Origin of the sequence: Dyella lutea (genome assembly GCF_024158035.1) — a bacterium.
In the GTDB taxonomy this organism is placed as follows: domain Bacteria; phylum Pseudomonadota; class Gammaproteobacteria; order Xanthomonadales; family Rhodanobacteraceae; genus Dyella_A; species Dyella_A lutea.
In genome coordinates, this window is record NZ_JAMZEK010000001.1 from 1,270,923 (window position 1) to 1,286,541 (window position 15,619).

At 67.4% G+C, this 15,619-nt stretch carries 12 protein-coding genes; all 12 read left to right on the forward strand.

Annotated features, from left to right (window positions below; genetic code table 11):
• The 12 genes from NC595_RS05590 to NC595_RS05645 all read left to right on the forward strand — a co-directional run bounded on the left by NC595_RS05590 (position 1) and on the right by NC595_RS05645 (position 15,578).
• Positions 1-1,314 carry an ABC transporter permease gene (locus NC595_RS05590; RefSeq protein ID WP_253565290.1) on the forward strand — a complete coding sequence of 438 codons (1,314 nt, stop codon included), beginning with the start codon at positions 1-3 and terminating at the stop codon, positions 1,312-1,314.
• Positions 1,315-1,324: 10 nt separating this feature from the next.
• A complete protein-coding gene (locus tag NC595_RS05595) occupies positions 1,325-2,566 on the forward strand; it encodes an ABC transporter permease (protein ID WP_253565291.1) in 1,242 nt (413 codons plus the stop codon).
• Between the two features lie 44 nt (positions 2,567-2,610).
• A complete protein-coding gene (locus tag NC595_RS05600; RefSeq protein ID WP_253565292.1) occupies positions 2,611-3,915 on the forward strand; it encodes an ABC transporter permease in 1,305 nt (434 codons plus the stop codon).
• An 8-nt stretch (positions 3,916-3,923) separates the two neighbouring features.
• Positions 3,924-5,153: an ABC transporter permease gene (locus tag NC595_RS05605; protein WP_253565293.1), complete on the forward strand. Its 1,230-nt coding sequence runs from the start codon at positions 3,924-3,926 to the stop codon at positions 5,151-5,153.
• A 135-nt stretch (positions 5,154-5,288) separates the two neighbouring features.
• A complete protein-coding gene (locus NC595_RS05610) occupies positions 5,289-6,596 on the forward strand; it encodes an ABC transporter permease (protein WP_253565294.1) in 1,308 nt (435 codons plus the stop codon).
• Positions 6,597-6,603: 7 nt separating this feature from the next.
• The gene (locus tag NC595_RS05615; RefSeq protein ID WP_253565295.1) at positions 6,604-7,836 is read left to right on the forward strand and encodes an ABC transporter permease; all 1,233 of its coding nucleotides are present in this window, start codon (positions 6,604-6,606) and stop codon (positions 7,834-7,836) included.
• A 55-nt stretch (positions 7,837-7,891) separates the two neighbouring features.
• A complete protein-coding gene (locus NC595_RS05620; protein ID WP_253565706.1) occupies positions 7,892-9,184 on the forward strand; it encodes an ABC transporter permease in 1,293 nt (430 codons plus the stop codon).
• A gap of 10 nt (positions 9,185-9,194) precedes the next feature.
• Entirely contained in the window at positions 9,195-10,418 is a 1,224-nt protein-coding gene (locus tag NC595_RS05625; protein WP_253565296.1) for an ABC transporter permease, read from the forward strand.
• 21 nt (positions 10,419-10,439) lie between these two features.
• Positions 10,440-11,759, forward strand: a complete 1,320-nt coding sequence (locus NC595_RS05630) for an ABC transporter permease (protein WP_253565297.1) — start codon at positions 10,440-10,442, stop codon at positions 11,757-11,759.
• A 10-nt stretch (positions 11,760-11,769) separates the two neighbouring features.
• On the forward strand, positions 11,770-12,984 hold the full coding sequence (locus NC595_RS05635; protein ID WP_253565298.1) for an ABC transporter permease: 1,215 nt from the start codon (positions 11,770-11,772) through the stop codon (positions 12,982-12,984).
• A 47-nt stretch (positions 12,985-13,031) separates the two neighbouring features.
• Positions 13,032-14,342, forward strand: a complete 1,311-nt coding sequence (locus tag NC595_RS05640; protein WP_253565299.1) for an ABC transporter permease — start codon at positions 13,032-13,034, stop codon at positions 14,340-14,342.
• A 3-nt stretch (positions 14,343-14,345) separates the two neighbouring features.
• The gene (locus NC595_RS05645) at positions 14,346-15,578 is read left to right on the forward strand and encodes an ABC transporter permease (protein ID WP_253565300.1); all 1,233 of its coding nucleotides are present in this window, start codon (positions 14,346-14,348) and stop codon (positions 15,576-15,578) included.
• Positions 15,579-15,619 lie beyond the last annotated feature (41 nt).

A 15,619-nucleotide genomic window follows, 5' to 3' on the forward strand; every position in this document is an offset into this window, starting at 1 on the left:
ATGTTCGGCTACTACTTTCAGCTCGGCCTGCGGAGCCTGCGCCGCAACCCGGCGCTTACCGCATTGATGGTCATGGCGATCGGCTTCGGCGTGGCCGCTTCGATGACCACCTACGCGGTGTTCCGTGCGGTATCGGGCAACCCCATCCCGGACCGGTCGGCGCGGCTGTTCACGCCGCAGATCGATGCCTGGGGACCGCAGCAGAACCTGAAGGGCGGCGAGCCGGCGGAAGCGCTCGGCTATGTCGACGCCATGGCGCTGATGCGCGCAAACGAGGCGAAGCGCCAGACACTGCTGTATCCCGTGCAACTCTCGGTGATCCCGCAGGGCAATCGCGACCTGCCTCTGAACGCCAACGGTTACGCGGTTACCAGCGATTTCTTCGCCATGTTCGAGGTGCCGTTCCGGTACGGCAGCGGCTGGAGCGGGCAGGACGACGCTGCGCGCACCGCCGATGTCGTGATCAGTGACGAGCTCGACCAGAAGCTGTTCGGCGGAGCCGACAGCGTGGGGCAAACGCTCAACCTCGGCGGCCACGATTACCGCATCGTGGGAGTGGCCAGCCACTGGAACCCGCGTCCGCGCTTCTACGATCTGTTCAGCACCGGCGGCTTTGCCGACGAACCGGACATCTACATGGTGTTCAACCGCGCCCTAGATCTGCAGATGCGCACCGGTGGTCGCAACAGCTGCCGCGGCTCGCTCAGCTTCACCACCTGGCAGGAGTATCTGCAGAGCAACTGCGTGTGGATCACTCCGTGGGTGGAGCTGGACAGTTCCGTCGACGTCGCTGGTTATCGTCGGTTCCTTACCAACTACGCCGCCGAGCAGCAGCATGCCGGCCGCTTCAACTGGGCGCCGAACGTACGGCTGCGTGACGTGATGCAGTGGATGGACCAGGAACAGGTGGTGCCGCCGGAGAGCCGCATTTCGCTGGCGGTGGCGCTGGGCTTTTTCGTGATCTGCCTGGTCAACACCATCGGCCTGCTGTTGGCGAAGTTCATGCGGCGCGCCGGAGAGATCGGCGTGCGCCGCGCCCTGGGGGCGACGCGCGGCGAGATCTATGCGCAATACCTGATCGAGGCCGGCACGGTGGGCCTGACCGGTGGTCTGGTGGGCCTGCTGCTCACCGCAGTGGGCGTCGGGGGCGTGAGCGTGCTGTTCCGGCCGGAGATCGCGAAGCTGGCCCGGCTCGATCCGTCGCTGGTGGCGCTCACGCTTGCCGTCGCCATCGTCGCCACCGTGATGGCCGCGTTCTACCCGGCGTGGCGCGCGGCGCACGTGCAGCCGGCCTGGCAACTGAAATCGAGCTGAGGAGAAAGCCATGGATATCCAGATCAGGCCCATCCTCGTCGCGCTGCGCCGGCACAAGGCGGGCACCTTGCTGATCGCGCTGCAGATCGCGCTGACACTCGCCATCGTCTGCAACGCGTTTTTCATCATCCACCAGCGACTGGCCAATTTGTCGCAGGCCAGCGGCGTGGACGAGGGGGACGTGTTCGTCATCGCCAACTATTGGGCCGACGTGAATCGCTCGACAGAGCAGGTCGATGCGCAAGTGCGCGCCGATCTGATTGCCTTGCGGCAATTGCCCGCCGTGCTCGATACCACGCCTGCCAGCGGTTATCCGCTGCGGGGCGGAGGGTGGGACAATTTCGTCACCATGACGCCCGACCAGGTCAAGCCGACCACGGATGCGGCGGTATACACCGGCGACGAACATTTCATCGACACGCTGGGCCTGAATCTCGTCGCGGGGCGCAACTTCCGCCCCGACGAAGTGACGGCCATGGGCACGCAGCAGGCGATCACTCCGTCGACCGCGATCGTGAGCAAGGCGCTGGCCGAGCGTCTCTTCCCCGGTGGCAACGCCCTCGGCAAGAGCTTCTACGCGATGGGTACTACGCCAAGCACCATCATCGGCATCGTCGATCCGCTGCATCGGCAGGGTGTGGATTCGTGGAGCAACAGCTACGCCGGCCAGGCGCTGATCTGGCCGTTGCGGGCGGATGACTCGAAAGGCATCTACTACATCGTGCGTGCCAGACCCGGACAGCTTGCTGCCGCGATGCGCGACGCACCCAAGGCTCTGTATGCACAAAACCGCATGCGCATCATCGATCCGAAGGACGGCATCCAGAGCTATGCCGAGATCCGCCACCGTGTCTACGACAGCGACCGCGGCATGGTCATCCTGATGAGTGTGATCAGCGTGGTGCTGCTGGCCATCACCGCCGCCGGCATCGTGGGCCTGACCAGTTTCTGGGTGGGGCAGCGGCGCAAGCAGATCGGGGTGCGCCGGGCGCTGGGTGCGCGTCAGCGCGACATCCTGAGCTACTTCCTCACCGAAAACCTGCTGATCACCGGCGGCGGCGTGCTGCTCGGGTTGCTGCTGGCCATCGGCACGAACCTGTGGCTGATGCTGCGCTTCGCTTCCCAGCCGATGCCGATGGTCTATCTGGTCGTCGGTGTCCTGCTGCTGTTGCTGCTGGGGCAGGGCGCGGTTTTCGCGCCGGCGCTGAGGGCGTCGCGCGTGCCGCCAGTCGAGGCCACGCGTTCGGTGTAAGTGCACGGTGGCGAAGCCGGGGCGTTCTTTCAAGGGGCAATCGGATGTTGGTCTACTACCTCGATCTGGCAGTGCGCAGCCTGAAGCGCAACCGGGTGCTCACCATGCTGATGGTGCTGGCGCTGGCGCTGGGCATCGGTGCGTCGATCACCACGCTCACCGTGCTGCGGCTGCTCTCGGGCGACCCACTGCCGCAGAAGAGCGCGCGATTGTTCTATCCGCAGCTCGATCCCAGTCCGAAGAACAGCGCCATCGACTCGAACGGCAGGCTGCCGCGGACGATGGGCTACGTGGATGCGATGAACCTGCTGCACGCCCATCGCGCGACGCGCCAGGCGGTGATGGCGCTGACCCAGGCCAAGATCATGCCGCCGCAGGCCCATGCGCATCCGTTCTTCAGTGACGGCGTGATGACCACCGCCGACTTCTTCGCGATGTTCGATGCCGGTTTCCAGTACGGCAGCGGCTGGAGCGCCACGGACGACGAGGGCGGCGCGCAGGTGGTGGTGATCGCCAGCTTCCTCAACGACAAGCTGTTCGATGGCGCCGACAGCGTGGGGCGGATGGTGCGCCTGAACGACCACGACTTCCGGGTGGTCGGCGTGCTCAAGCCGTGGGCGCCGCAGCCGCGCTTCTACACGCTGGGACTGGGTGGCGACCACTACGGCGACGGCGACGCGGTATTCCTGCCGCTCAAAGCCGCGCGTGCGCTGAAGATGGGTCCGCAGGACACCGAGTGCTACCAGGCCGTCGACGATTTCACCCATCTGGAATCGGCTCCCTGCGAGTGGCTCGGCCTGTGGGTCGAACTGGACGACTCCTCCGCCGTGGCTGGCTACCGCCGCTTCCTCGACGGCTATGTGAAGGAGCAGGTCGCCCTCGGCCGCTTTCAGCGCACCGATAGTTCCCTGCTCGACCTGATGGGCTGGCTGCGCGACCAGCACGTGGTGCCGGACGACGTGCGCCTGCAGGTCTATCTCGCCTTCGGCTTCCTGCTGATCTGCGTGGTGAACACCGTGGGTCTGCTGTTGGCCAAGTGCCTGCGACGCTCGCAGGAAATCGGCGTGCGGCGCGCGCTCGGCGCCACGCGGCGCGAGATCTTCGTGCAGTTCATGGTGGAGGCATCGATCATCGGCCTGGCCGGCGGGGTGCTCGGCTTGGCGTTAGCCGAGCTGGGGCTGTTTGGCATCCGCCACCAGCCGGCGCAGTACGCGCACCTGGCGCACCTGGATCCGGCGATGTTCGCATTCACGTTCGTGGTGGCATTGGTGGCCAGCCTGATCGCCGGTCTGCTGCCGGCCTGGCGCGCCTGCCTGCTGGCGCCCGCTCCCCAGCTCAAGGCGATGTGAGACCGATCATGGATATCCGCCCCATTCTTGCCAGCCTTCGCCGGCATCGCATTCCGGCCCTGCTGATCGTGCTGGAGATCGCGCTCGCCTGCGCGGTGCTGTGCAACGCCGTGTTCATGATCAGTCAGCGCGTGGCCTCGATCCACCTGCCCAACGCCATCGACGAGGCCGGCATTGCCGAGGTCACGCTCAATGGCACCGACCCCGAACTGGCCGGCAGCGACATCCCGCGCAATCTGGCGGCCCTGCGCGGCCTGCCGGGCGTGCAGGCCGCCGCCGTGGTAAGCACGCTGCCGCTCAGCCAGAACAACTGGGGCTGGGGTTTCGGCACCAAGCCGGGCGACACGCTTACTGACCGCGGCAGCCGGAACGTGTCGATGTACTTCCTGGGCAGCGGTGGGGATGCGGCGCTCGGCTTGCAGGTGCTCGAGGGCCGCTCGTTCAACGACGGCGACTACGCCGACAGCCGTTTCGACAAGTCGCCGCTGCCGGAAACCCATGTGGTGCTGGTCACCCGCAGCCTGGCCGCGAAAATGTGGCCGGGGCAGCCGGCCGTGGGCAAGACGCTGTATGCCACGCCTCACTACTACACCGTGATCGGCGTGGTGGCGGACGTGCTGCGCCCGTACATCGGCGACGTGAACTCCCCTGCCAACTACGACGCGGCGTTCTTCCCGATGAGCGCGGCCGGCTCCAAGGGGGCGCTGTCCCACTACGTGGTGCGCAGCGCGCCACGCGACCGCGACCGGCTGGTGCGCGAAGCCGAGCAGAAGCTGGCCGACCTCAATCCCGGCGGCGTGGCGCACGGACGCGGCTACCCGGAGATCCGCCGCGGCTACTTCGCCGACATGAGCTCGATGGCCTGGATGCTGGTGCTGGTGTGCGTGGTGATGCTGGCGGTCACCGCCTTCGGCATCGTCGGCCTGACCAGCTTCTGGGTGAACCAGCGGCGCCGGCAGATCGGCATCCGCCGGGCGGTCGGCGCCACCCGCGGCCACATCCTGCAGTACTTCCAGACCGAGAACTTTGTGCTCAGCACCGGCGGCGTGGCGCTGGGCATGGCGCTCGCCTTCGGCATCAACGTGTACCTGATGCAACGCTACGAGATGGCCCGCATGCCCTGGTTCTATCTGCCCGCCGGCGCCATCGCACTGTGGCTGATCGGCCAGGCCTCGGTGCTCGGCCCGGCGCTTCGCGCCGCCGCGGTACCGCCGGTGGTGGCGACGAGGTCGGCATGACAGTCCCGATGACGAGCCTGCCCGTAAGAGCCCGCTCGCGGGCGATGCCTTTGCCCTGGTTTTGCATCGAACCCAAGCGCATCGCCCGCGAGCGGGCTCCTACCGGAAATTCGACGATGAGCGCGGAGTAACTCCATGTTCCAGTACTACCTCGATCTCGCCGCGCGCAGCCTCAGGCGCAACAAGGCGCTGACCGCGCTGATGGTGCTGGCGATCGCGCTGGGCATCGGCGCCAGCATCACCACGCTGACCGTACTGCATGTGTTGTCAGGTGACCCGTTGCCGGGACGCAGCGGCGTGATCTACTACCCGCAGATCGATCCGCAGGACCTGCGTGGCATGTCGCCAAGCAAGGAGCCGCCCTCCCAGTTGACGCTGATCGATGGGATGAACCTGCTGCACGCAGCCCGGGCCGATCGCCAGGCCCTGATGAAGGGCGGTGAGGTGCCGATCCAGCCGGAGCAATCGGCGCTGGATCCCTTCTACGTGGATGCGCGCTACACCACCGCGGACTTCTTTGCGATGTTCGGCACGCCGTTCCGCTTCGGGCATGCCTGGAGCGCGGCGGACGACGAGGCCAAGGCCCGCCAGGTGGTGATCAGCCGCGATCTCGACGAGAAGCTGTTCGGCGGCGCCAACAGCGTGGGGCGGACCCTGCGCATTTCCGGCACCGCGTTCCAGATTGTCGGCGTGCTCGATCACTGGCAGCCCAATCCGCACTTCTACGATCTCAATACGGGCTCCTATGCCGCCGGCGAACAGGTGTTCCTGCCGCTGCAGACGATGATCGACCTGCACCTGAGCCGCGACGGCTCGAACGACTGCTGGGGCAATGGCGGCGGTGGCACCGATACGCTGCTGCCGGCGGATACCTGTGTCTGGTTGCAGTTCTGGGTGCAGCTCGATTCCCCCGCGAAGGTCGAGGCGTACCGCCAGTTCCTCGTCCACTACTCGCAGGAGCAGAAGGCGCTGGGCCGCTTCCAGCGACCGCCGAACGTGCGCCTGCGCAGCCTGATGCAGTGGCTGGACTACAACGGCGTGGTGCCGGACGACGTGCGCCTGCAGACCTGGCTGGCGTTCGGCTTCCTCGCGGTGTGCCTGGTCAACACGGTGGGCCTGATGCTCGCCAAGTTCATGCGCCGGGCCGGCGAGCTGGGGGTGCGTCGGGCGCTCGGTGCCTCGCGCCGCTCGCTGTTCGCGCAGCTGCTGGTGGAAGCCGGCGTGGTCGGGCTCGTCGGCGGCGTCGGAGGCGCGGTGCTGGCCCTCGGCGGCCTCTGGCTGGTGCGCCAACGATCCTCGGACTACGCGTCGCTGGCGCACCTGGACCCAAGCATGCTGCTCACGACGTTCGTGCTGGCCCTGGGCGCCACGCTGCTGGCCGGCCTGTTGCCGGCCTGGCGCGCCTGCCAGGTCGCACCCGCCCTCCAGCTGAAGAGCCACTGAGGCGACCATGGACATTCTTCCGATTCTCTCCACGCTGCGTCGCCACAAGCTCACGGCCGGCCTGCTGGTCATGCAGATCGCGCTGACCTGCGCGATCGTCTGCAACGCGGTGTTCCTGATCGGCCAGCGGCTGCAGCGCATGGACTTGCCCAGCGGCGTCGCGGAGCACGAGCTGCTGCAGATCCAGGTGGCCGACGTGGTCAAGTCCGGCAATCCCTATGCGCGCGTGCAGGAAGATCTGGCGCTGCTGCGCCAGGTGCCTGGCGTGCAGTCGGTGGCGTTCTCCAACCAGGTGCCGTTCGGTGGGTCGTCCTCCAATGGCAACGTGCTGCTCGACCCGAACCAGCCCCAGCGCACGCTCAACGCGACCACCTATTTTGGCCAGAACCTGGTGCCGACGATGGGCGTGCAAATGGTCGCCGGGCGCGACCTGCAGGACGACGATTTCGTCGACGTGGACACCGCGCTGAAGGGGCTGAAGACCGGCGACACCAAGAGCCTGCCGCATGTCACGCTGATCACCCGCGACATGGCCGAACGCCTCTGGCCCGGACAGAACCCGCTGGGTCGACTGATCTACCTGACGCCGACGGTGGGGCTGCGGGTGGTCGGTGTCATGGCCAGCCTGGTGCGCCCCAATGCCTACGATGCGAACACGGCGCAATACACCATGGTGATCCCGCTGCGCATGGGGGCGGACCGGGGCATGAGCTACGTGATCCGCGCCCGGCCGCAGGATCGGGCCAGTGTGCTGGCGGCGGCGCTGGCCGCCCTGAGGAAGGCCGACCCCCAGCGTATCGTCACGACCCAACGCAGCTTCGACGAGGTGCGTCGTCACTTCTTCCGCGACGATCGAGCCATGGCCGGCATCCTGGTCGGGGTGATCGCGGCGCTGCTGGTGGTGACCGCCCTGGGCATCGTCGGGCTGGCCAGCTTCTGGGTGGCACAGCGTCGACGCACGATCGGCGTGCGCCGTGCGCTGGGGGCGACCCGCAGCGACGTGCTGCATTACTTCCAGACCGAAAACTTCCTGCTCGCCACCATCGGCATCGGTCTCGGCATGGTGCTGGCCTACGGCATCAACCTGTTCCTGATGCAGCACTACGAGCTGCCCCGCCTGCCGGCGATCTACTTCCCGGTCGGTGCGGTCGCGCTGTGGCTGATCGGCCAGGTCGCCGTGCTGGGCCCGGCGCTGCGCGCCGCGGCGGTGCCGCCGGTGGTGGCGACGAGAGCAGGGTGAGGCGGCCCATGGTGATACGGGGGTTCGGCGAGTGCGTGGGACGGGGCAGCCCGTGATGATCGGCTACTACCTCGATCTGGCCATGCGCAGCCTGAAGCGCAACAAGGTGCTCACCGTGCTGATGGTGCTGGCCATCGCGGTGGGTATCGGCACCAGCATGACCACGTTGACCGTCATGCATGTGCTGTCGGGTGATCCGATCCCGCAGAAGAGTGCGGACCTGTTCCGTGTGGGCCTGAATGTGTTTCCGGACGACAATTTCAGGCCCGGCGAGGAAGTGCCGGACAACCTGACCCGTCGGGATGCCGAGGCGCTGCTGCGTGACGCCCGTGCCGATCGCCAGGCGATGATGTCGGCCGGCACCATGGTGGTGACGCCGGCACAGGGTGATCCGTTGAGCCTGGAGTCGCGCTACACCACCGCGGACTTCTTCACGATGTTCGCCGTGCCGTTCCGTTTCGGTCGCGCCTGGGACCGCGGCGACGACGGCAGTCATGCCCGTGTGGCGGTGATCTCGGCTGCGTTGAACGATCAGCTGTTCGGCGGTCGTGACAGCACCGGCTCGATGCTGCAGGTGGGAAGCCAGTCGCTGCGGATCGTCGGCGTGCTCGGCGACTGGAGCATGAATCCCCGCTTCTACGATCTCAGCAACGGCCGCTTCGGCGACAGCGAACAGGTATTCGTCCCGCTCGCCACGGCGCTGGATCTGCATCTGGCGACCAGCGGCACGATGAACTGCTGGGGCAACAACTCCGATGAGCACGCCGCGGATGCGCCCTGCCTGTGGTTGCAGTACTGGGCCGAGCTCGACGCCCCATCGACACGAGTGGCTTACCGGCAATACCTGCACAACTACATGGCCCAGCAGCAACAGGCCGGGCGCTTCACCCATCCCGGACAGATCCGCCTGCTGGATGTGATGCAGTGGCTGGACGCCAAGGGTGTGGTGCCCTCGGACGTGCGGCTGCAGGTGTGGCTGGCCCTCGGCTTCCTCGGCATCTGTCTGCTCAACACCGTGGGTCTTTTGCTGGCCAAGTTCCTGCGTCGCAGCGGCGAGATCAGTGTGCGACGTGCCCTGGGTGCGTCGCGTCGCGCGATCTTCATGCAGTGCCTGGTCGAGGCCGGGGTGGTCGGTCTGGCTGGCGGCGTCTGCGGGCTGGCGCTGGCCGGCCTGGGCCTGGTGCTGGTGCGCCATCAGCCGACCGACTACGCCGGCTTGATCCGCATGGATCCGAGCATGCTGCTGGCGACCTTCGTGCTGGCTCTGCTGAGCAGCCTGCTGGCCGGACTCCTGCCCGCCTGGAGGGCGATGCACGTTGCCCCGGCCGTGGCCCTGAAGTCGAACTAGGACGCCCACGATGCATCTACGCCACATTCTTCGTGCCCTGGGACGCCACCGGATCGCGGTGGGGCTGCTGGTGCTGGAGATTGCCTTCTCCTGTGCGGTGGTCTGCAACGCGCTGTTTCTCATCGGCACCCGGCTGGAGCGCATGCAGCGACCCACCGGCGTCGACGAGATGCACGTGGTCGAGGTGGGCGTGCGCAGCGTCACACCGGGTACGCCGGAGGCGACGATGGCGCAGACCCGCACCGATCTGGCACGCCTGCGCGCGCTGCCCGGCGTGAGCGACGCGGTGGTCGCCAACCCGACCCTGTTCGGTGATTCGGTGAGCTTCAGCAGCGTACGCCTGCGTGACGACGCGAAGGCACCGAGCCTGCCGGTGGCCCAGTATTTCGGCGGTGCTCCGCTGGCGCGCACGCTCGGCCTGAAGCTGGCGAGCGGCCGCTGGTTTCGACCCGACGAATTCGTCGGCTACGACGCGCTGCAGAACGACACGTCCGCCGTACCGGTGATCATCAGTCGCGCGCTGGCTCGGCATCTGTTTCCCGGGCAGGACGCCGCAGGCCAGACTATCTATGCCTTCGGTACCAACCGGGTGGTCGGCGTAGTCGACCGGCTGGTGCAGCCCATGGACTACGGCGCGGCCGGAGGCTACGACTACGCGATGATGTTCCCGGTCGATCTGCCGTATTCGCGCGGCACCTACCTGATGCGGGTCGATGATCCGGCCCGTCGGCAGGCCGTGATCGGCCAGGCGTTGCAGGCACTGAAAGCCAATGGTCCGCTGCGGCTGATCGCGCCCCGGTACGCCACCACCCTGGAGGCGGCGCGCGCGAAGTACTACCGCAACGACCGCGCCATGGCCTGGCTGCTGGTCGGCGTGAGCCTGTTGCTGCTGCTGGTCACCGCGCTGGGCATTGTGGGGCTGAGCAGCTTCTGGGTGGGGCAGCGGCGCCGGCAGATCGGCATTCGCCGTGCCATCGGCGCCTCGCGCGCCGATATCCGGCGCTACTTCCAGGCCGAGAACTTCCTGATCGCCACCGGCGGCATCGCGCTTGGCATGGCGCTCGCCTACGGCATCAACCTGGTACTGATGCGGCATTACGAGCTCGGCCGCCTGCCCGGCTACTACCTGCCGATCGGCTCGGTGGCGCTTTGGGTGCTGGGGCAACTGGCGGTGCTGGGACCGGCGCTGCGCGCAGCGGCGGTGCCGCCGGTGGTGGCGACGCGGGCGGCATGAGGCAGACGAGGAGCTAAGGACATGTTCACCTACTACTTCGACCTGGCCCTGCGCAGCCTCAAGCGCAACAAGGTTCTGACAGCGCTGATGGTGCTGGCCATCGCCGTAGGCATCGGCGCCAGCATGACCACGCTGACGGTGATGCATCTGCTTTCGGGCGATCCGCTGCCCGGGCGCAGCGGTCATATCTACTACCCGCAGGTGGACGCCACGCCGGCCGGTTACACGAAGGGCGGGCCGTTGGACATGCTCGACTACCGATCGGCAGTCGACCTGTGGAGCGCGCGTCGCGCCGACCGCCAGGCGTTGATCGCCGGCAGCGACGTCAAGGTGAGTGCGCCAGGATCCAACCAGCCGCCCGTGATGCGTCCGATGCTGGCGACTACGGCCGATTTCTTCCCGATGTTCGACGTGCCGTTCCGCTACGGAAGCAGCTGGACCACGGCAGACGATGCGGCCCGGGCGCGGGTGGCGGTGATCTCCGCCAGTCTCAACGACCGGCTTTTCGGCGGCCGCAACAGCGTTGGCAGGACGCTGCACCTGAAGGACAGCGACGTGCGCATCGTCGGCGTGCTGGATGCATGGCGGCCCTCCCCGCTGTTCTACGACGTGCGCGGCGGCCGCTTCGCCCAGGGTCAGACGGCCGGCTTCTACGGCAAGCCGGAAGATGTCTTCATGCCATTCTTCGGGGCCCTGGAGGTCAACGCCGGCAACTTCTGGCAGTTCACCTGCTGGGGAAAGGTGACCACGCCGGGTCGTCTGCAGAACCAGCCATGCGTCTGGGTCGGCCTGTGGGTGCAGCTGGAGAGCGCCTCCAGAGCTGCAGATTACCGAGCCTTCATCGCGAGCTATGCGAGGGAGCAGAAGGCGCTCGGCCGCTTTGCCGAAACCCGGGTAAGGATGATGCATCTGATGCAGTGGCTGGACTTCAACCACGTGGTCCCCAGCGACGTGAAGCTGCAGACCTGGCTGGCGTTCGCGTTCCTCGCCATCTGCCTGTTCAACACCATCGGACTGCTGCTGGCGAAGTTCCTGCGTCGCGGCGGCGAGATCGGCGTGCGGCGGGCGCTGGGCGCCAGCCGGCGGGCGGTGTTCGCGCAATGCCTGGTGGAGGCCGGTGTGGTTGGCCTGGTCGGCGGTATCGGTGGTTGGTTGCTGACCCTGGCTGGCCTGTGGCTGGTGCGCCGGCAGCCCGTCGAGTACGCCGACATGGCGCATCTGGACCTGGGCATGTTCGGGGTGACGTTTGCGCTGGCCATCGCCGCCAGCCTGCTCGCCGGCGTATTGCCGGCGCTGCGTGCCAGTCGGGTCACCCCGGCACTGCAACTGAAGACGCTGTGAGGAGCCGGACATGCAGATAGCGCCCATTCTCGCCGCGTTGCGCAAACATCGCCTGGCCACCGTGCTGATCGCGCTGGAGATCGCGCTGGCCTGCGCGGTGCTGTGCAACGCCTGTTTCATTATTGCCAGCCGCCTCTCCGCGATGCATGTGGAGAGCGGCATCGACGAGCCTGCGCTGGCGACGGTGCAGCTGACCGGCTACGACCCCTCCCAATCCGTCGATGTCGACGCGCGCGCGCTGGCGGCGCTGCGTGCGGTACCCGGTGTGCAGTCGGTCACGTTGCTCAACTCCATCCCGTTCGGTGCCCGCCGCGGCACCGCGGGCATCACCACCGATGCGGAGAGGCAGCATTTCGGTGGCGTGATCGAGTTCTACGTCGGTGCGCCGGGTAGCTTGGACGCGCTCGGGTCCCGGATCGTCGCCGGCCGGGGACCGCGGCCGGAGGATTTCCAGCCGTTCACCGGCTTCATGCCCAACGAGGCCAACGTGCAGATCACCCAGGCCCTGGCCGACCACCTCTGGCCGGGTGTCGATCCGCTGGGCAAGGAGTTCTGGATGCTCAAGTCGCACTACCGCGTCGTCGGAGTGCTGAAAACCCTGGTCCGGCCGGATCCGCCCGGCTGGACGCCGCAGGAGCGGCTGTGGTCGGTATTCGTGCCGGCGCAGCCGGGGCCTTACCTTACCGGCAGTTACCTGCTGCGCGCTGATCCGAAGGAGATGCCGCGGGTGATGCGCGACGCGCTGGCGGCCGTCGCCAGGGCCCTGCCCGAGGTGGTGATCGACCGGGACGCCAGCCAGACCCTAACCGACCTGCGGCACGAGACCTTCAGGAACGACCGCATCATGGCCGGACTGATGCTCGGCGTGATCGCCGCCCTGCTGCTGGTGACCGCGCTGGGCATCGTCGGCCTGGCCAGCTTCTGGGTCGCCCAGCGCCGCAAGCAGATCGGCGTACGCCGTGCGCTGGGCGCCACCCGCGGCGACATCCTGCGTTACTTCCAGACCGAGAACTTCCTGATCGTCAGCCTCGGCATCGCGCTGGGCATGCTGCTGGCTTATGCGCTGAACGTGGCGCTGATGCAGGTCTACGAGCTGCCGCGCCTGCCGCTGGCCTACCTGCCGGTCGGTGCGCTGGCGCTGTGGGTGCTGGGCCAGCTCTCGGTGCTGGCGCCGGCGCTGCGTGCCGCGGCGGTGCCGCCGGTGGTGGCGACACGGAGTGTCTAGCTGGCCACGTGTGAGCGATCGCTTCATCTGGGAAAAGGAGATTCGCGATGTTGATGTATTACCTCGGTCTGGCGCGGCGCAGCCTGCGCCGCAGTCCCGTGCTGACCGGCCTGATGGTACTGGCGATCAGTCTCGGCATCGGTGCCAGCATGACCATGATCACGGTGCTGCACGTGATGACCGACGACCCGTTGCCCGGGCGCAGCGCGCAGCTGTACACCCCGCATCTGGACCCCTTGCCGCTGGACTACAAACGGCACGAAGGCAGCCCCGACCCGGCCGACGACCTGACCTGGCCCGATGCGATGGCGTTGCTCAAGGCCCATCGGGCCGTGCGACAGGCGGCGATGTCGGGCGGCTCGCTACTGCTGCGCCCTGCGCGGGCGGATCTGCATCCGATCTACGTGAGCGGTCGTTACGCCACGGCGGAGTTCTTCCCGATGTTCGGCGTGCCATTCGAGCGTGGCGGCGGCTGGAGCGCAGCAGACGACGCGACCGGTTCGCCGGTGCTGGTGCTGGCCGACGCACTGGCGCGCAAGCTGTTCGGCACGAGCGATGCGGTGGGGCAGACGGTGCGCCTGGGCGAACATGATTTCCGGGTGATCGGCGTGACCGCGGACTGGGCGCCCAAGCCGCTTTTCTACGCTGACCAGACCGGTACCCAATACAGCGATGCCGACTTGTTCTTCCTGCCGCTCTCGGTGGCGATGGATCAGAAGTTCCCGGTCAGCGGCAACCAGTCCGCCTGGGGCAAGGGCAGATCGCCATCGCTGACCAGCGCGAACATGAGCTGGCTGCAGTTCTGGGCGCAGCTGGACACGCCGGCACAGGTGGCGGCCTACCGGCAATACCTGGTCGACTACTCGGCGCAGCAGAAGGCGCTCGGCCGCTTCCAGCGTCCGCCGAGGAACGCGAAGTTGTACGGCTTGATGGGCTGGCTGGCACACGAAAACCTGGTGCCCGGGGATGTCGACCTGCAGCTGTGGCTGGCACTGGGCTTCCTGTTCGTATGCATGCTCAACATCGTGGCGTTGCTGCTGGCGAAGTTCCTGCGCCGCGGTGGCGAGATCAGCGTGCGCCGCGCGCTGGGGGCGAGGCGACGCGACATCTTCGTGCAGTTCGGCATCGAGTCGGCGTTGATCGGCGTAGCCGGTGGCGTGCTGGGCCTGGGTATCGCGCAACTCGGCCTGTGGAGCATCCGCCAGCGTCCGGACGACTACGCCAGGCTGGCGCAGATGGACCTGTCGATGCTGCTCGGAACCGTGGTACTCGCGGTGCTCGCCAGCGTGCTGGCCGGCCTGCTTCCGGCATGGCGGGCCTGTCGCGTACAGCCCGCGCTGCAACTCAAGGGAGGGTGACCCATGCAGATCCGGCCGATCCTCTCCACCCTGCGCCACCACAAGCTCACCGCCCTCCTGCTGACCCTGCAGGTGGCCTTCACCTGCGCCATCGTCTGCAACGTGGTGTTCATGGTGGCCCAGCGCGTGCAGCGCATCAGTGTGCCCACCGGCATCGCCGAAGACGAGGTGTCGGCGATCCACAGCACGGGGATAGAAAAAGGCGAAAACGCGCAGGCGCGGCAAACCGCCGACCTGGCCGCCTTGCGCGCGGTCCCCGGGGTGCGCTCCGCCGCGGCGGTCAGCTATTCGCTGCCGCTGGACCGGAGCGAATCGTCCAGTGGCATCTGCCCCAGCAAGCAGGCGCTGGACCGGGCGATGCAGCTCAATACGATCGAAGGCAGCGGATGCGTGGAGCCGGCCGGATACGACGGTACGCCGGGCCTGCTAGCCACCCTGGGCCTGCATCTCGTCGCCGGACGCGATTTCCTGCCGGACGACTACGTGAGCGAGGGCAAGCCGGCGGTGGCGATCGTCACGCGCGCGTTGGCGCAGAAGATGTATCCGGGGCAGCCCGCGTTGGGGCAGAGCATGTACGACGGCGACCACTTCATCCGCATCGTCGGTATCGTGGACACCCTGCTGCGGCCGGCACCGCGCAAGCCGGGGCTCGACGGCGACAGCATCATCTGGCCGCAGCGCCCCGAGGGTCCTGGCGTGCTCTACGTGCTGCGCAGCGCGCCTCGGGATCGCCAGCGGGTGCTGGGGGCTGCCGTGGCCGCGCTGCTCAAGGCCAACCCCAATCGCATCATCAATCCCGGGCAAGTGCAGACCTACACCGAGATCCGCCGCGCCTACTTCCAGCGGGACACCACCATGATCGGCCTGCTCATCGCCTCGGCACTGGGCCTGCTGTTCGTGACCGCACTCGGCATTGCGGGGCTGGCGAACTTCTGGGTGCAGCAGCGCAGGCGGAGCATCGGCATCCGCCGGGCGATCGGGGCCACGCGCAGCGACATCCTGCGCTATTTCCAGGCCGAGAATTTCCTGATCGTCAGCGCCGGCGTGCTGCTGGGCACGCTGTTGGCGGTGGCGCTCAACCTGCTGCTGATGAGCCACTACGAGTTGCTGCGTCTGCCGCTGTGGTACCTCCCGGTCGGTGCGCTGGCGCTGTGGGTGCTGGGCCAGCTCTCGGTGCTGGCGCCGGCGCTGCGTGCCGCGGCGGTGCCGCCGGTGGTGGCGACGCGCAGCGTGTGATGTCGGAGGAAAGGACATTGACGATGAAGGGAGCGGGTTGT